This is a genomic window from Planktothricoides raciborskii GIHE-MW2, from assembly GCF_040564635.1.
Lineage (GTDB): Bacteria > Cyanobacteriota > Cyanobacteriia > Cyanobacteriales > Laspinemataceae > Planktothricoides > Planktothricoides raciborskii.
On the sequence record NZ_CP159837.1, the window covers coordinates 2,405,888 to 2,421,863 of the forward strand.

The 15,976-nt window shown below is 41.3% G+C and carries 14 protein-coding genes; all 14 read left to right on the forward strand.

All coding sequences use genetic code 11. From position 1 onward, the window contains the following. Positions 1-332 precede the first annotated feature (332 nt). The 14 genes from ABWT76_RS10035 (at position 333) to ABWT76_RS10100 (ending at position 15,969) form a co-directional block, all read left to right on the forward strand. The gene (locus ABWT76_RS10035) at positions 333-1,460 is read left to right on the forward strand and encodes a patatin-like phospholipase family protein (RefSeq protein ID WP_054466312.1); all 1,128 of its coding nucleotides are present in this window, start codon (positions 333-335) and stop codon (positions 1,458-1,460) included. 748 nt (positions 1,461-2,208) lie between these two features. Further along, positions 2,209-3,207, forward strand: a complete 999-nt coding sequence (locus ABWT76_RS10040; protein ID WP_190879593.1) for a helix-turn-helix transcriptional regulator — start codon at positions 2,209-2,211, stop codon at positions 3,205-3,207. Between the two features lie 277 nt (positions 3,208-3,484). Beyond that, entirely contained in the window at positions 3,485-3,802 is a 318-nt protein-coding gene (locus ABWT76_RS10045) for an RNA polymerase sigma factor (protein WP_054466309.1), read from the forward strand. 120 nt (positions 3,803-3,922) lie between these two features. After that, a complete protein-coding gene (locus ABWT76_RS10050; RefSeq protein WP_054466308.1) occupies positions 3,923-4,159 on the forward strand; it encodes a hypothetical protein in 237 nt (78 codons plus the stop codon). 481 nt (positions 4,160-4,640) lie between these two features. Beyond that, positions 4,641-5,777 carry an RNA polymerase sigma factor gene (locus ABWT76_RS10055; protein WP_190883054.1) on the forward strand — a complete coding sequence of 379 codons (1,137 nt, stop codon included), beginning with the start codon at positions 4,641-4,643 and terminating at the stop codon, positions 5,775-5,777. A gap of 73 nt (positions 5,778-5,850) precedes the next feature. Further along, positions 5,851-6,075 carry a hypothetical protein gene (locus ABWT76_RS10060; RefSeq protein ID WP_190879589.1) on the forward strand — a complete coding sequence of 75 codons (225 nt, stop codon included), beginning with the start codon at positions 5,851-5,853 and terminating at the stop codon, positions 6,073-6,075. A gap of 122 nt (positions 6,076-6,197) precedes the next feature. Further along, positions 6,198-6,818: a GNAT family N-acetyltransferase gene (locus ABWT76_RS10065; protein WP_190879587.1), complete on the forward strand. Its 621-nt coding sequence runs from the start codon at positions 6,198-6,200 to the stop codon at positions 6,816-6,818. Between the two features lie 58 nt (positions 6,819-6,876). Then, complete coding sequence (locus ABWT76_RS10070; RefSeq protein ID WP_190879585.1) at positions 6,877-8,058, forward strand: ATP-grasp domain-containing protein; 1,182 nt, start codon at positions 6,877-6,879, stop codon at positions 8,056-8,058. Between the two features lie 285 nt (positions 8,059-8,343). After that, positions 8,344-9,402, forward strand: a complete 1,059-nt coding sequence (locus ABWT76_RS10075; RefSeq protein WP_190879583.1) for a hypothetical protein — start codon at positions 8,344-8,346, stop codon at positions 9,400-9,402. A 194-nt stretch (positions 9,403-9,596) separates the two neighbouring features. Then, positions 9,597-10,427 carry an RNA polymerase sigma factor gene (locus ABWT76_RS10080; protein ID WP_190879581.1) on the forward strand — a complete coding sequence of 277 codons (831 nt, stop codon included), beginning with the start codon at positions 9,597-9,599 and terminating at the stop codon, positions 10,425-10,427. Continuing rightward, positions 10,397-11,098: a lipopolysaccharide assembly protein LapB gene (locus ABWT76_RS10085; RefSeq protein WP_242050015.1), complete on the forward strand. Its 702-nt coding sequence runs from the start codon at positions 10,397-10,399 to the stop codon at positions 11,096-11,098. The genes ABWT76_RS10080 and ABWT76_RS10085 overlap by 31 nt, the downstream gene beginning before the upstream one ends. A 226-nt stretch (positions 11,099-11,324) precedes the next feature. Continuing rightward, positions 11,325-12,194 carry a hypothetical protein gene (locus ABWT76_RS10090; protein ID WP_190879578.1) on the forward strand — a complete coding sequence of 290 codons (870 nt, stop codon included), beginning with the start codon at positions 11,325-11,327 and terminating at the stop codon, positions 12,192-12,194. A 144-nt stretch (positions 12,195-12,338) separates the two neighbouring features. Further along, positions 12,339-14,237: an MAC/perforin domain-containing protein gene (locus ABWT76_RS10095; RefSeq protein WP_190879577.1), complete on the forward strand. Its 1,899-nt coding sequence runs from the start codon at positions 12,339-12,341 to the stop codon at positions 14,235-14,237. 568 nt (positions 14,238-14,805) lie between these two features. Beyond that, positions 14,806-15,969 carry an amidinotransferase gene (locus ABWT76_RS10100; protein ID WP_190879576.1) on the forward strand — a complete coding sequence of 388 codons (1,164 nt, stop codon included), beginning with the start codon at positions 14,806-14,808 and terminating at the stop codon, positions 15,967-15,969. Positions 15,970-15,976 lie beyond the last annotated feature (7 nt).

Consider the following 15,976-nt stretch of genomic DNA (forward strand, 5'->3'; position numbering starts at 1 on the left):
AGCGAACCAAATCAACCCGGTGTTTTCCTAAAAGATCGGGTTGTTTCTTTTGTAGGGTTTTTCTGTAGCATCTCCCTGTGTGGTAAAATACTCCTGTGGCTTGATGCTGAGGTGCAACCACCTCCTGCGGACACTCATAGTACACCGTTTCCAATTAAAAATGCAATCATTTAGGCGCGGGGCGACCACTTAGGGGAACCCCTACTGTTGTATGAATTTTTGTAAATGGTAGGACTTTGAAGCCATCAGAAATCGGCAGTCATTCCACACAGATAAAGAGCAATCCGCTCATTCAAATCACAATCAAGACGCCAAATAGAAGGCCAATAATTATGACTTTCAAAATTCTCAGTTTAGATGGTGGCGGCATTCGCGGAGTTTTATCTGCCAGACTTCTCCAGCAAGTAGAAACGACATTGGCAGCAAAAAAAGGACAGAAATTACATGAATATTTCGATTTAGTTTCTGGCACCTCTACTGGCTCAATTCTGACGGCGGGAATTGCCTGCCAGATGAGCACCCAGGACATGATTGATATCTATCTGGAACAGGGAAAAAATATCTTTTTAGACTCGGTTCGCAAGCAGCGAGGTTGGCGAGTTGTTAGTCAAGCGATCGGCAGTGGTGTGTTGTATCCCCACGAAGAGGGAGAGCAAGGTTTGGCTAAAATATTGCAGAAAAAATTGATTCACCCGGAATTGGGTAAAGATGCGAAGATTGGCCAGATTACTAAACCCAATATTCTGATTCCTGCTTATGACGTTTATTCCCGCAATACCACCTGGTTTAATAATAGCGATCCTACGGTATGGTACAGCAATTTGGAACTGTGGAAAATCTGCACTGCTTCAGCATCAGCGCCCACGTTTTTCCCCCCTTATCAACTTCCCTATAACGATGACCAAAAGCTGCCCCATATTGATGGTGGAGTATCCGCGAATAACCCGGCTTTATTGGCGATCGCTCATGCCTTGTATATCGGAAAACAGAATGGAATAAACTTGAGCGATATTGCAGTTCTCTCCATTGGCACGGGTAATACAACTCGGGTTTACAAATATGAAGAAATCAAAAAGTGGGGACAGTTTGGCTGGGCTGGACATTTACCGGATATGTTTATGAATCCGGCGGCGCAAAATGCTGAAGCTATTTGTTATCAAATTATGGAAAGTGCCGGACGGGATTATCTGCGTTTGGATTTCGATCTCAACCAGCAATTGAAAGGCGATCCCCAGCCCGGTCGTCTGCGGGAATTGCTCGACAAACCCTATAACAAATATATTGCCGCACAGAAAAAGCAGAATAAAGAAGTCAGCGAAGACATAGACAATCCTGAGAATTGTCCCAGCTTGATGGAAGCGGCGGAATGTTATCTTGAAGTGGGCAAAGTCTATTATAAGGATCCCAAGGTTCCGGTTAAAGTTCAAGAGGCGATCGAGCAGTTTATTGAATCGAATTAAGGATTAAACGATCGGCATTTACGCACAATCTCTAGATTTAGTAGGGGCGCGGGGCAACCACCGCCACGGAAATGCCCCTACTAAATATTTTTTATGGGCAATTTCTCAAGCAATCCGATGGCGGTGGTTGTCCCGCTTTTTCGTCAGGACTTACGCAGCTACTCCACATTGTGTTGGTGCGCTACGTCTGGGAACGGCACCCTACTGATAGAGGCGTTGGTTGCGTAAGTCCTATTCGTGTTAGAACCAGACCGTTATCTATATCGAGCCGAAAAAGTAGACACCAATCAACCCTTTAGGCATCGAAATCAAAAGCGCCCGGTTGAACCGAACAAAAATATTGCATATTATTAACATAGAATACTTTATCATGCTTACCTCAATTGTGACCTTAATGTTACTTTTGTGTTCCATTGTGTTCCTTTTGTGTGAATTTTTTGTTCCCTTGATGTTCCTTTTGTGTGAATTTTTTGTTCCCTTGATGTTCCTTTTGTGTGAATTTTTTGTTCCCTTGATGTTCCTTTTGTGTGAATTTTGTGTCTTTTTACAAATCTATTTTTTTTTATTTTGATGTATTTTTTGTTTTTTTGCTGTATAGTCTTTCTAAGCGGGATCTGATTCCAGCCAAAAAACCTGGCAATATTTTGGGGATATTGATTAGTTTTTTGCTAAATCAAAAATATCTCTAATATATCTATGATGATATTTTGGGACTTCAATCGAATAGAAAATTCAAATAATATAAAGGATGGTTAACCGAATCAATCTTCACAGTCCGATACGGGCTGAGTTAAACTGGCGCTCGGCTATAGTTATTGACCCTTACACTCAAGTGTTGCCCAGTTGGGTAAACCCTTGCCAGTTGGGAGAAGGAGCCTTCCTCATTAAGCATCGGGAAGTGGCTTTTCCGGGTATGGAAGTGGCCTATTTTTTTACGGAGAATACTTTTAGCGATCGCCTGGTAATTCCCCCAGGAGAAACTCATTTTGCCTTGGCACTTTTCCCCCATCTTCCGGTTCTTTCTTGGATGGGATATAAGGATCTGATAGCTCAGACGATCGCCGTTCATCGTAATAATAATGTGGAATATACTTCCGTGATGCCTCCGGGTTGGATTGGGCTGTATATTTGCATGAATAATGAATTGATCGCTAATCTCGATTTGCTGCCGGAAAAGTTTTGGCAACATAGTCGCGATCCAAATCGGGCGCTTTTGCAAGTAGATCCGACAGCGTTCGATCGCTTCCGGCAATTTATGCGATCGTGGTTTGTGCGATCGCAAGATTTGCATACTCGCAGTTGCCTCAACCCCCAACAGGCAGTAATTCTCCGGGAAGAACTGATCGGCGAATTTCGGCAACTACTCGATCGCACTTTTCAAGAACGGGGCGATCGCACCATTTTCAAGCCTTCTCGACGCTATTGGATTTTTGAAAGCGCCTGTGCAATGCTGGACGCTAATCTGGCTCAAAACCTGACCACCGAGGAGTTTTGCCAAAAGCTTAGGGTGTCTCCGCGAGCATTGCAATACGCTTTCCAGGATATTACAGGGATGGGGCTTCAGGAGTATATCCGGGCTCGCAAACTCAACGCGGTTCGGGAAGAACTGATCCGCCGTCACCCGGACGAAACTACGGTGAATGCGATCGCTGCCAAATACGGATTTTTCCACTCCGGTCGCTTTTCCCAACAGTTCCATCGTCAGTTTGGCATCCATCCCTCAACTATTCTGCAACATCGTCCTTAGTAGGGGGCATTTCCCCTATATCTGGTAGGGGTGATTCGCGAATCACCCCTACGTTTAGCAACACCGTCCTTAGTAAGGTGGGCAAAATTTGCCCACCTTACTTTTTTTCATCTTTGCTCAAAAAGTTGCGCGAATCGGATAGGCGATCGCCTCAAAGTTGAATAAGCTAGTCAATCAGGGAAAAACTTTAGAGACAAAGGAATCCGTCCCTTGACGAATCAGAAGATACATCTACCAAATCAGCAACCTCATTTGATCGAGGAATCAAAACTAAAACATGGTGCGTGAACAGGATACAGGTGTAGAGGCAATTTTTTGGTCTCAGTGGCAAGAACACCGAGACTATCTTTATCGCTGTTGTCTGAAGTACCTGGGCAACTCAACGGATGCCCAAGATGCTCTCAGTGAGGCGATGCTAAAAGCCTGGGATAAAATCCGAACCACGGCTCAACCGATTCAGAATATTAAAGCCTGGTTAGTCAAGCTGACTTATCATCACTATATCGATATTCGGCGAAAACGCGGATATCTTACGGGACTCGCTCCTGAAGCAGAGTTAGTTAGCCAGGAAGAAACACCAGTTGGCGCCGCGTAGCGGCGCCAACTCGAGTTATTTTTTCGGGATGAAAATGCATCCCCCCTAGGGACACCGCATTGCGGTGTCCAAAACCCCCTGGATGAACAACGTGGCGCCCCGACATGGACTGTCATTCTCGTGAAGACGGGAGTTCAAAAAAGCGATCGCCCCCCAGCCCAAGGTGAGTTTGTCCGGGCGTGGTGGCTGGCGCCCTTTCCCGGATCGTCATTCCCAGGCACAACCGACACAACCTGGAAGAAAAAACATTTACAAACAAAAATTACCCAATATTTAGCAGTACAAATCCTCCAACAGTTTCAACGGTTCTGGCGAGTCTGGATGGACAGTGGGGGCGATTCATTTCTTGATGCTTAACAGAATTAACCCCTAATCATCTCCAATCATTAGACTTCTTGCACCCCCCTTAAGCCCCCCTTATTAAGGGGGGTTGGGGGGATCAATCCGGTATGAAAGCCAGAATTGTCTATTTATATCAATTTCATTGTTTGGCTGAATATTGGACTGGAATAACTGGCAATTGTTCTACTGGGAATAAGGGTTGGAGATGAAAAACGCGATGGTTTTTTTGCAAAAACTATGGCGTAATTTCGTATGCCAATAAATAGTAACTTTATAAAAGTATGAATTAATTTTATAAATTTGTTGCCGAATTATTCTGGACGCGAGCAATCACCACATTAAGGAATTATCGAAAAAAAATTTTTGAGATTTTTTTCATAAAAGCTCTACCTGAAACGTCTAATAACCAGAGGCATCGATTAAAGACTGATTGAGGGCGGATCCGCCCGACCCAAAAATCCCTAATCCATCCCTGGTCAAATATCAAGCTAACCCGATGATAATGACGACTCTGATGAATTTTGACGTTTCTGGGGAGCCAGCCAATTCTCAGCAACTCCCACCCTTAACAGAAGAACAACAACTATTACAACGCCTTGCCGCCGGGGAAATGAATGCTTTTTGGACCCTCTGGCAACGGCACCAAGACTATTTGAAAAAATGCTGTCTCAGGTGGACGAACGGCAACTCAACGGCAGCGGAAGATTTGCTGAGTCAGGGGATGCTCAAAGCCTGGGAAAAGGCGCAGAAATACGCGGAAAAAATCACCAATTTTAAATCTTGGGTGACGACGCTGACTCGGAATTTTTGGCTGGATTTAAAACGTCGTCGAGATGTGGACTTGGTTGAAAATATAGAAGTATATGCGGAGCAAGAGGAGGTAGGACGGGTTTCTGTAGGCGATACGCCTGGAAGCGCCTTGGAAGAGGAAGAGAAAAACCGGGTCATTCGCGCCGCCATTGATGAGTTACCGACCAAGATGCGCGAGACTTTTATTCTGCACTATTATGAAGCATTATCTAATCAAGAAATAGCCGAAAGGCAAGGAATTTCCTACGCGAATGTTTGCAAGCGCATATCCCAGGCGCGGAAAATTTTGCGTCCTAAATTGCGGGGTTATTTTATCGAGGAGGAAAAGACAAGCACGGAAGTGTCAGTTACACCTGTGGCAATAGAGCCCCTAATTGAGGAAACTCCCCTGGAGAATGCGGGAGTTGAAGCGATCGTGGATGAGTCGGTACTTTCAGTTGCGGTGGCGGAAGTGGAGTGTGTTGTGGGTGAGGAATTGCCGGAGGTAGCGGTATCTGATCAGCAGTCTGAGTCGGATTCTGTTGTGGGGAGTTCTGAGGGGAAGTTAGAAGTCAAGAGTGATGCTTGTCGGTGTGTTAAGGCGGCGCTGTGCGAAAGGCTGCTTGTACCGATTTTAGCGTTGGCACAATTTGATGAAAAAATTGGAAGTTGGGGGAGACTGCCGATGGGGAAAGTTAGGGGAGAATTTGTGCGATCGTCCCGCTCTCCTCCGCAGCCCAACCCCAGAGTTATTACAAGAAATCATGAAGTTGTATGCTGTCCCGACTCTCGGAAAATTCAGAAGTTGCCTCAATATTTCGTCCTTATGTTTAGAAAAGGGTAAAAGGTAAAATCAACTATTATCTTCAAACCTTGCCATAGCTAATGTCTAAAAACTAACAAAGGAAAAACTAGCCATGAATATGACTGTGCAATATGAGCCAAATGCTCTATTCTTTTTGCAAAACAACAATATTAATGTGCCAAATTTCACAAATCAATTGCAACAATTTTTAAACCAAAATGGACAAAATATTAATCCTAATGGGGGTAATATGCAGTTTAATTTCAACAATCAAAATTACCAGGTAAATTATGGTGCAGTTAATAATAATGTATTTATGGTGAACCAAATAGTTTAAGAAAATAAGGCGATCGCGTCTCTTATTTGTGGATGCGATCGCTTTTCAAGCTAATCACCCGTCTCACAAGAGCGATCGCCTTAACTAAAAATAACCTATAAATTTACAAAAACAAAAATGCCATGATAGAAATCAGATTAGCTCAGACTCCTGAAGAAAAAGAACAGGTTTTTAAGTTACGCTATCAAATCTATGTTAAAGAAATGGGTTATCAACAACAGTATGCTAATCATAAATCGCAAATAATAGAAGAACCTTTAGATGAGTCAGGCAACATATTTGTAGCTTTTCAGGATAATAAAGTAGTGGGAACTGTTCGGAATAACTATGCCAGACAATCAGATTTAGGATACTATGTTAGTCTTTTTAAAATGAGTGAAGCTACTCGACAATCACATCTTATAGATGTCTCAGTTTGTACAAAGTTCATGGTCATAAAAAATCTAAGAAGAACAGGCATAGGGTTTAGTTTAATGCAATTTCATTACAATCAATTACTGCTAGATCAAATAAAATTTGATTTTATAGACTGCGAACCACACATGATTCCTTTCTTTCAAAAGCTAGGCTACCAAACCATTGATATGATAAATCACCCGGAATATGGCAGTGGTATGGCTATGATATTAGATGTTTTTAATTTGAAGCATCTACAGCGAGTTAAATCGCCTTTTATGCGGCTGCATATAAAAGACTTTAATTTTTCAAAACATGGCATAAATATAGTCAATGTTAAGCCATAAATCACTCATAAATTACGCTATGTTTATACGATTAAACAATATTGATTAATAGGAAAAAATGAAATTAATTCAAACAACAAAAACTCCGCAAAAAATTATAGACAAAGAAATACTTGTCTGGGCATTCATTCCTTGTCTATCTCTAGATCAAGATTTTTCTAACCAAGAATTTAACCCTTTATATTTTCAGCAAGAACTAGGAGAAGTTTTTGCCGAACTGGATATAGCATGGAAGTTAAAGCTCGTCACCTTAGAGAATATGAATGAGGTGATTTCTGAAGTGGCTGCTTCCCAAGCCCAATTTTTCCCAGTTGTACTCAACTACTGTGCCGGATTAGATGAAATTGATGGATATCCAGGTGCTTCTGTTGTTAAATTGCTGGAAGCTAAGGGTATTCCCTTCACTGGGGCAGACTCTCACTTTTTTAAAATGGGAGACTCCAAAATATTGATGAAACAGGCTTTTGTTGAGGCAGGAGTTTCAACTGCACCCTATGAAGTAATTAAAGATATGAATAGCATTCGGGGATTATGCGATCGCCTTATTCCTCCACTGATTGTTAAACCTTCAAGTTCGTTTGGCGCTAGGGGTATTTCCTTACAATCTGTTGTCCATACTGATGAAGAAGCGATCGCTCGATTTGAGGCTTTACAGCAAGGACAACATGGGATGGAAATTCCAGCAAATAGTATCTTTGTAGAACGATTTATCAAAGGTCGAGAATTTACGGTTTTAGTCACAGGGACTGCTCAACATCCAGAGGGAATAAAGATTTATCCAGCTTTGGAAACAGTTTTTCACTCTGGTGTACCCGAAACCGAAAGATTTTATACCCGTGATTTATGGACAGTAGAAGCAGAAGAACGAACCCCTCTACCCGTTGATGAGTCGTTATACCGATATCAATTAGCACCAATTGAATTACAGGATCGACTTTGCGATTTAGCTAAACGTGCTTACTTTGCAGTCGGTGGTACTGGATATGGACGGGTAGATATCCGTATAGACGATACAACTGAAGAGATGTTTGTTCTGGAGGTAAATCCCTGCCCTTTTGTCACTTCCATGTCTCTCGCGATGGCTTTTGAAAATCCAAATGCATCCAAAGTCGGTACTATTTTACACCTTGCCAAAGTTCCATTTTCTCATCTGATGTCAGAAATAATCGGGGAGGCTTTGACCGAAGACCTATCAATTGCACTAAACCTTATCAATAACAGGAAAATTCAAAATGGTTAGCAAAGGAATCGATTGTTTCACTTATCTCAGCACTTCGCAGTTCAAAACGGTTGTAGCTTCTCGCGGCAACTCGAACATAAACTTTAACTTTGTGCAGCACGACCAGAATACTACACTAGGAAAGATGCAGACGGCTCATTGTGAGATTTCGCGGAGTTCTTTAGATTTATTTGAAAACACAGGCAGGCTAAGGATAGACGCTTATCACAACAACACTGGGCTTCTATCAAGATATGCTGAAGTTAATCCTGTAACTGGAAATATAGCTGATTCCAACATAAAAAAATGTTGGAGACCACCTCAGAGATTGGAGAAAATTATGCGGTCAGCTATGGATTTTATGATGCTGGGGCAGGAAAGAGTCACCAAGTTTATGTTTACATCACGGAGAATTACTCGAACTGGATGGGCGATCTGATTGATGCGATTCCCAGCTTAAAGGATAAGCCATTTGGCACTTTTGTTTTACCCGGTTCTCATGATGCTGGATCTTTCACCGCATTTCTTAATGACGAAATCATTCAAGAAATATTTAAACATTTAGGGAAAGTCGTTCCGGTAATGCCCATAGCTAAACGCGCAATCGTTAATTTGTTTTATACACAAAAAGACAATATTAACACACAACTGAAGCTCGGCACTCGGTATTTTGATTTTCGCCCTGGATATACCATTCGTCGTCTGGTAGATAATGAGTTGCGTCATCAACACAATTGTCTTCCTGGATATCGCTTTGACAGTTTTTTGTCTGATGTAGTTGATTTCTTAAAAGAGCATCAAAATGAGGTGGTGGTAGTCAATATTAAATATGATGGCTTTGCGCGGAAAGATATGGAACCATCCGATGATGTTGTCGAACAGTATATCAGTAATACTCTTGCCAACTCAAACATTAAAAAAGGTACAATAGAAGATATCAAGCGAAAAACTAGCGAAATTTTGACTGAGAATAAAAGACTGATTGTTCTTAAAGGGTCTGACAATTGCCGTGATTCCTACAACGATGACAATTATAAAACTGAGGATGTCAATAAACTCATTGAATCACTGCAATCAACACTAGCCAAAGCAGAGGAAAGCTGGACGGTTTTACAATTACAAAGTACATTTAATGGTACTTTAGACGGTATAACAGGCGGTGTATTGACATTAAGTGATGCTTCTTCAGCACTTCTTTCCACGAAAGCTAAGTTTGATTATGTTACTTATAACTGGCTTACTCGAAAAGATAATGTAGCATCTAAATGCGGCAAAAATTTGCTAGTGTTGCTGAACGATTTTGTTGATAATGCAATGGTAAGCCATGCGATCGCTATCACTAAACAACGTTTAGATAGCATTTAAAATATTTCACCAAATGGAAATAAATTATTCAATAATTCTAGGGAATTAAATTTATGCAATTAATTTTTTTGCCAAATAAATATCTTTGATTCAAAGCTAAGACGTATTGAGTCATATCGCGAGTGGATCGTTTTGCCAGAAAGGGTGAATCTACCATCAATGATTAACTTTTTGATTATAATCTCACGAATTTTATGCAGAGTAAAGAGTCCAAAAGACAAACTCGTTCCCTAGAGAGGAACCTGAACCAGCCCTTAACCAAGTTAGAAGAACAGCAACTATTACAACGTCTTGCCGCCGGGGAAATTAATGTTTTCTGGCAACTCTGGAAATCCCATGAAAAATACCTATATTCTCGGTGTATTGGTTGGATGGGGAGTAACCCTGTGGAAGCCGAAGAAGCCATGAGTCTCGCTATGCTAAAAGCCAGAGAAAAATTACTCAAATATGCGGGAGAAATAACCAATCTCCGCGCTTGGTTCACTCGCTTAACCTATAATCTTTGCATGGATATTCATCGAAAACTTCGCCGAAAAGCAATAGGAATAGAAAATATCGAAGACATAGCTAGTGAAGCAGGCGAAGCAGTTATTTCTAGCTGGGATTCTCCCGAAGCAGCAATTCTGCGAGATGAGTTGACACAGTTCATTCGCAACACTGTCAACGCTCTGCCCGATCGACTCCGCACTCCTTTTCTTCTGCGCTACTACCAGGAGGTTTCTTATCCAGATATTGCCCGACAACTTGCCATATCTCAAGATAACGCTTACAAACGCACCCAACAGGGGCGAGATTTACTGGAAAAGCGTTTGCAAAAGTATTTGTCAGGAGCAGACCATTCTTGGTTAAGTTCCTCAGACACCTCGGAGATAACCAGTAATTCTGTGGCTGAGAGTTTCCCATTTAAGTCTCCAGTATTGAAGGAGACAAAGTGCATGATTACCGTGATTGATTACAACTTAACAGCAGTATGTCAAGAAAAACTGTCTCAAGTATGGTATCAGTCTCCCTGCCTTCAGGGGTAGAGATAAATGTTTACCTGGTCTTGGACAAAAAGCCAACCCGAATTAATCAAAAGCTCAAAACCTTAAGTCAGTATGTGCAAAAGTACCCTTCAGGGTGGAAAAAACGGTTAGAATTGGCGAATCTGTTGTACGCCACGGGTCATTGGGAGGAGGCAATTCAGGAGTATCGCCAAGTGATTTCACGACAGCTCCAATTAATTGACCCACAGTTGAAATTAGGCAAAATGTTGCAAATAATGGGACAGCAAGCTGATGCAGCAGCAGTTTATGAGAATGTCTTACCCCAAGTTCACTATGAAGCGACTCGACAACATATTAGTGGATTGATTGCAGTTTGTAGAGGTGACACTCAGGCAGCAATTCTGGCTTTTGAGTCAGCCGCTTCCCTAGAACCAGACAACGCCGCTCACTGGCTGGCGTTGGGGCGGGTGCAGATGCAAAGAGAAGATGCTTGGGCAGCATTGCAAGCATTTGAGAAAATTTTGTCAATTCAGCCCGACGATCTTGTGGCGCTCATTGACAGCTACGATGCGCTGCTGGCTTTGGGTGACGTCAGGGAAGCGCAGGGGCGTTTAGACAGGATGGTAGAATTAGCCCCCGATGATTTCCGGGTACTCAAACGACAGAGAGAAAGTCGTTGCCAGACGAGATTGGTATCGGGGGAAGAATAAAAACTGCCCTTAAGTCGAAAAATTCAGAAAATGATGCGAGGAATCGTCTTTGATATGAAATAACAGACAAAATCGAGAGAAACATAACAAGGTAGATTCATGTTAATGCAAAAACAGTAGCGACAGCTTCTGTGTTCAAGGTCTGTCTTCTATTACTCATTACCTACTAACAAAAAGCGGTAGGTTTTTAATTGATTCAGCAAGTCATAATTAATAAGGTAAAGCCATGATTCAATCACTCCTCAATAACCCCGATCCAGCAAATTGCCATTGGGAATTTATCAAAGATGTGACTGTGACTAATGAAATGTTAATACCCAGCGTGTCATACTGGAGTCTTCAAAAATCTATCTCCAATCTTCAGGGTATTACTGGATTTTATTTTCCCTTACTAAGTATTTCGGAAGAAGATTCACCTCAAATTTTACCTATACTCATGTTTGTTGAAGCTACCATCTATCAGGCTGACGAAGAATACGAACGTCATGTTAGCGACCCCAATTTTTTATCCCAACATATTTTGACTCTGCGAGATGTGTTAATTCAACTAAACCTCTTCGACGAGCAAATAGAAACTGAATTATTTACTAATGGCTTAACCTACTATCGTCTTGAACAACAGTTTTGTTCGGGATTAATTTCCAGTCAAGAAGATATTAATAAAGCTAGTCTTTTTAAATGCTATGATTTTGGGATCATGCAGCGAATTTTATTAAAATTAACCAATCAATCTTATGATGAAGATTTTTTATTGACTTGTCGGCTGTCAGATCAAATATGTAAAATTTGTGCGGACCTAATAGACTACAAAAAAGATATTAGCCAGAACGTTATTAATACCTATCGAATGTTTGTCCGCCTTTACGGTACAGACGCTCCCCAACACCTGCGGCACTATATAGAAAGCTTGAACTCCAACTTGCAACAGCGACTGAAATTGTTAGAACAAACTAAACCAGAACTGTCTCAAAGGTTTATTGAATTATGGAAGGAGGATCTGAAATTGGATAATATGTGGAATGCAGAGACTAAAGAATTTGCAGTGCCAGAAATTCCCGAACCAATTTTAGAAGACTGGAGTGCTTTTTCACCCTGAAATAAGGAGAGAACATCCTCCTCTTGTCTTGTCCTTGCTTCGTGGTAGCGCCATAGATTCTGAAAAACAGGCTCTAACTCGAAAAATTCAGAAATCATCCCTAACACTCGTCTTAGAAGTAAAGCTAGTTCACACTACAAAAATATGTCCATCGAAGTTACAGTTTTCATCAATAATGGGAAATCAAAGTTATTTCTCCTACAGGAAGATTCGACTCTTCAGAATCTCCGAGAAAAAATTACCGAAAGGTTATCGGCAGATATAGGGAGTGACTTCTACTTCCTCAAAGGCAAGGCTGAGATCGATCCAGGGGATGAAGATCAATATAAACTCTCACAGTTTAAAACCGATAATGGGATTTCGGTAACATTAGTCAGCGAAAAGAACGAGGAAAAAGAAAAAGCTCAGAAAGACAACCCGCAGAAAAAAGAGGCTGCAAAAAAAGCTAAAGATTCTGCCAAAACCGATCTAGATGCTCAGACCCTGCTAACAGAAAAGCTGAAACCAGAGAACAAGCCCGAGTGGGGGGAAGATCCTACAGATCGCTCTTTAATTAACGACAAAGAAAGTGGGAAAACTGACGCTGGAGGATTTTACCTTCAGGTAAACTGGGAGAAATTACATCCACTCCTTAAAAGTTTCAAATTTCCTAAAGCTTTAAAATTCACATCAGAAGGATTAGAGCCAGTTCTTTATCCAGGAATTAAACTCAGCCGAGACATCTCACCAGAAGATGTCGTAAATGAGGTACAACTTGTTACCCAAAGTGAGGCTTACTACACAGCATGGGAAAAAGAAGCCTATAAGATGGGCTGTAAAAATATCAGTAGCTCTGTAGGAATTCCTGTTTCTGTATTGAGCGCGGCATTGGGTTTGAGTGCTCAATATAAAACCAGTTCAGAAACCCTGACACAAAGTAAAAAAAATCGGTTGTATATGATAGCAAATCGTCTTGTACAGAAGACAAAAGTCATTCTAAACAAGCAAAGCATACAGCTAACTGATGAGTTTAAAGAGAAGATTGAACGTGCCGTCCACAGCCAAAATATCGGCCAATTAAGACAAGTTTTTCAGGAATACGGGTACTTTGTGCCAACTGCATATATTATCGGCGGTAAAATCTTAGCTGAAGAAACGAAAACCTTTGACGGTGACATAGACCAAACTGCTGCGGCTACTGAGTTCGGAGTAGCTGTTAGTGCGGAGTTGGATAAAGCAGGATTTACTGCTAGTGTTAGTAGTGCTTATAAAAGTGGTAGCACTGAGCAAGGTAAAGCGAGTAGCTTTCAAAGCACTCGTAATTTTCAACTCACTTTAAAAGGAGGAGACGAAGGACTACTTAATGATGGTGCAGCATGGATTCGCTCGCTTACCTTTGATAAATGGCAGATTATAGGGTATGAGGGATTACAGCCGATTACTGATTTTTTGGATGAAGAATTAAAGAAGCAATGCGAGGCTATGCTTGTTAATTATACAGTAGTTTCCTGCTACAGTCCTCAGCGTGATTCTCTGGAAATAACTAATGATGCTTGGGACGAAGAGAGCTATTTTGGTACATTAAAGGAAATTTATGCAGATACCAACCCAGTGTTTGTCCCAAAAGGGAAAAAGTTAGTAGGAATTAGTTTCCGGCAAAAGGGTGGAAATCGTCTTGCTCCCAGCATCTTGGTGCAAGCTTTGAATGGCAACAATCAAGAATGGCTAAAACAAGAGGAATGGAATGACCGATACTTTGGATCCTTAGCAGAAATTTATGTTGATACACATCCAGTGTTTATCCCTGCGGGCAAAATACTATCAGGATTTGCTTTTCGACAATATAACAATCGTCTAGCTCCCAAAATATTAGTGGCAAATATGGACGGGAGTGGTGAACAATGGGTAGAAAACAACGATTGGGGACATCACTATTTTGGTCCTTTAAAAGAAATCTATGCAGACACGAATTCAGTGTTTGTACCTGACGGAAAAAGTTTGGTGGGATTTGCTCTAAGAAAGAAAGGTGGCAATCGTATTGCTCCTGTGCTGTTAGTCCAATAACTAAGATAAACGAGTGCATGACTACTTAATTTAGAACTCAAAACAGCGATCGCCCCTTTGTTTTTATTCAAAGCAGGCGATCGCCTTATTAAGCTTGCTTACTATCTACCCACAATCATTCTCAAGATTGAAAAACAACAATGCTAGATAATTTATTCAGTAATTAGTGTTACGGACTGACAATCGGTCAAAATAAATATCCCCTCATATTTGCAGACTTTGACCATAAATTTGAGGAAATAGTCGATGATTATTGGGATGATCTAAATTATTTAATAATGATGTAGCCAGAAAAAAATTCTGCAAATAATATTTGCAGAATTTAATATAAATAATTTTATCTAGAAAAAATGCAGATAAATTGAAATTTTTTTTGTTAAAATAGCTTACGTTTTTGTCAAATTTTATAAAAATTATAATTTTACTTAAATTGTGAGGTTTATGTATTCCCGCATGAGCAAAAATAGGTATTAGTCTAAGGCAAAACTCGTCGCCAAAACAATCGATAACCGATACCTTCAACCTTGTCACAAATCTCAAAACTGTCATTTCTATCCAAAACAAAAAAATGGAAAACTTGTTGGAACTGAAACCTAACTCAAGCCTATTATCTAATCAGACCATCCCAGTCGTTAACAGTTACAACGAATGGAACCCCCTCAAAGAAGTCATTGTCGGTCGCGTTGAAGGTGCTGCCGTTCCTCACTTGGAGCCAGCCCTCCTCACTAACTCATATCCCAATAATTTGGGGTTTTTCCAAAAATATGCGGGTCAACCCTTCCCTCAAGAACTTGTAGAAATAGCTGCTAAAGAGTTAAACGAGTTTTGCCATATTTTAGAATCTTTCGGTGTCACTGTTCGCCGACCCGATATCATCGATTTTTCCCAAACTTACAAAACCCTAGATTTTGAAGCCTCCGGTTTTTATGCCGCCATGCCCCGAGATATTCTCATCGTGGTTGGCAATGAAATTATTGAGGCTCCAATGGCATGGCGATCGCGCTTCTTTGAATATCGCGCCTACCGTTCTTTAATGCTAGAATACTTTCGGCGTGGGGCTAAGTGGACAACGGCTCCTAAACCTTCTATGTCAGACGAATTCTATGATTTTGAATTTGCCCAAAAACCTGTGGAAGAACGTTATGCTCTCACGGAAAAAGGACACTTTGTAATCCGAGATACTGAACCCAGTTTCGATGCGGCTGATATTGTCCGCTTTGGGCGAGATTTGTTTGTACAGCGCAGCCATGTGACTAACAACATCGGCATTACCTGGCTCAAACGGCATCTAGGCGACACATTCCGGGTTCATGTGGTTAATTTTCCTGACTACAATCCCATGCATATTGATGCTTCCCTTGTTCCCCTCCGCCCTGGATTAGCATTAATTAATCCCGCCCGACCCTGCATTGAAAAGGAGCTTTTCAAAAAAGCCGGATGGGATTTAGTGGATGCTGCTCCCTCTACTCTTCCTGACAACTGGCCTATGTATATGTGCAGTAGTTGGGTGTGCATGAATATTTTAAGCTTAGATCCTGAAACAATTGTTGTGGAAAAGCAGGAAGAACCGATGCAAAACCTTCTCAAAGATTTAGGCTTCAAAGTGATTCCCGTTGATTTCCGTCACCTCTACACTTTCGGTGGTTCGTTCCACTGTGTAACTTGTGACGTGCGCCGCGAGGGTAAACTTGAAGAATACGGATTTCCGGATCCACTGGAAGAAGAGGGTTAAACGGTCA

What these genes read in the sequence shown, in the direction of transcription:
- ABWT76_RS10045 (WP_054466309.1), top strand. Translation starts at nt 3,485, where the DNA reads ATGGTGCGTGAACAGGATACAGGTGTAGAGGCAATTTTTTGGTCTCAG.
- ABWT76_RS10035 (WP_054466312.1), top strand. Translation starts at nt 333, where the DNA reads ATGACTTTCAAAATTCTCAGTTTAGATGGTGGCGGCATTCGCGGAGTT.
- ABWT76_RS10075 (WP_190879583.1), top strand. Translation starts at nt 8,344, where the DNA reads ATGTTGGAGACCACCTCAGAGATTGGAGAAAATTATGCGGTCAGCTAT.
- ABWT76_RS10070 (WP_190879585.1), top strand. Translation starts at nt 6,877, where the DNA reads ATGAAATTAATTCAAACAACAAAAACTCCGCAAAAAATTATAGACAAA.
- ABWT76_RS10055 (WP_190883054.1), top strand. Translation starts at nt 4,641, where the DNA reads ATGATAATGACGACTCTGATGAATTTTGACGTTTCTGGGGAGCCAGCC.
- ABWT76_RS10085 (WP_242050015.1), top strand. Translation starts at nt 10,397, where the DNA reads ATGGTATCAGTCTCCCTGCCTTCAGGGGTAGAGATAAATGTTTACCTG.
- ABWT76_RS10080 (WP_190879581.1), top strand. Translation starts at nt 9,597, where the DNA reads ATGCAGAGTAAAGAGTCCAAAAGACAAACTCGTTCCCTAGAGAGGAAC.
- ABWT76_RS10040 (WP_190879593.1), top strand. Translation starts at nt 2,209, where the DNA reads ATGGTTAACCGAATCAATCTTCACAGTCCGATACGGGCTGAGTTAAAC.
- ABWT76_RS10060 (WP_190879589.1), top strand. Translation starts at nt 5,851, where the DNA reads ATGAATATGACTGTGCAATATGAGCCAAATGCTCTATTCTTTTTGCAA.
- ABWT76_RS10100 (WP_190879576.1), top strand. Translation starts at nt 14,806, where the DNA reads ATGGAAAACTTGTTGGAACTGAAACCTAACTCAAGCCTATTATCTAAT.
- ABWT76_RS10095 (WP_190879577.1), top strand. Translation starts at nt 12,339, where the DNA reads ATGTCCATCGAAGTTACAGTTTTCATCAATAATGGGAAATCAAAGTTA.
- ABWT76_RS10065 (WP_190879587.1), top strand. Translation starts at nt 6,198, where the DNA reads ATGATAGAAATCAGATTAGCTCAGACTCCTGAAGAAAAAGAACAGGTT.
- ABWT76_RS10090 (WP_190879578.1), top strand. Translation starts at nt 11,325, where the DNA reads ATGATTCAATCACTCCTCAATAACCCCGATCCAGCAAATTGCCATTGG.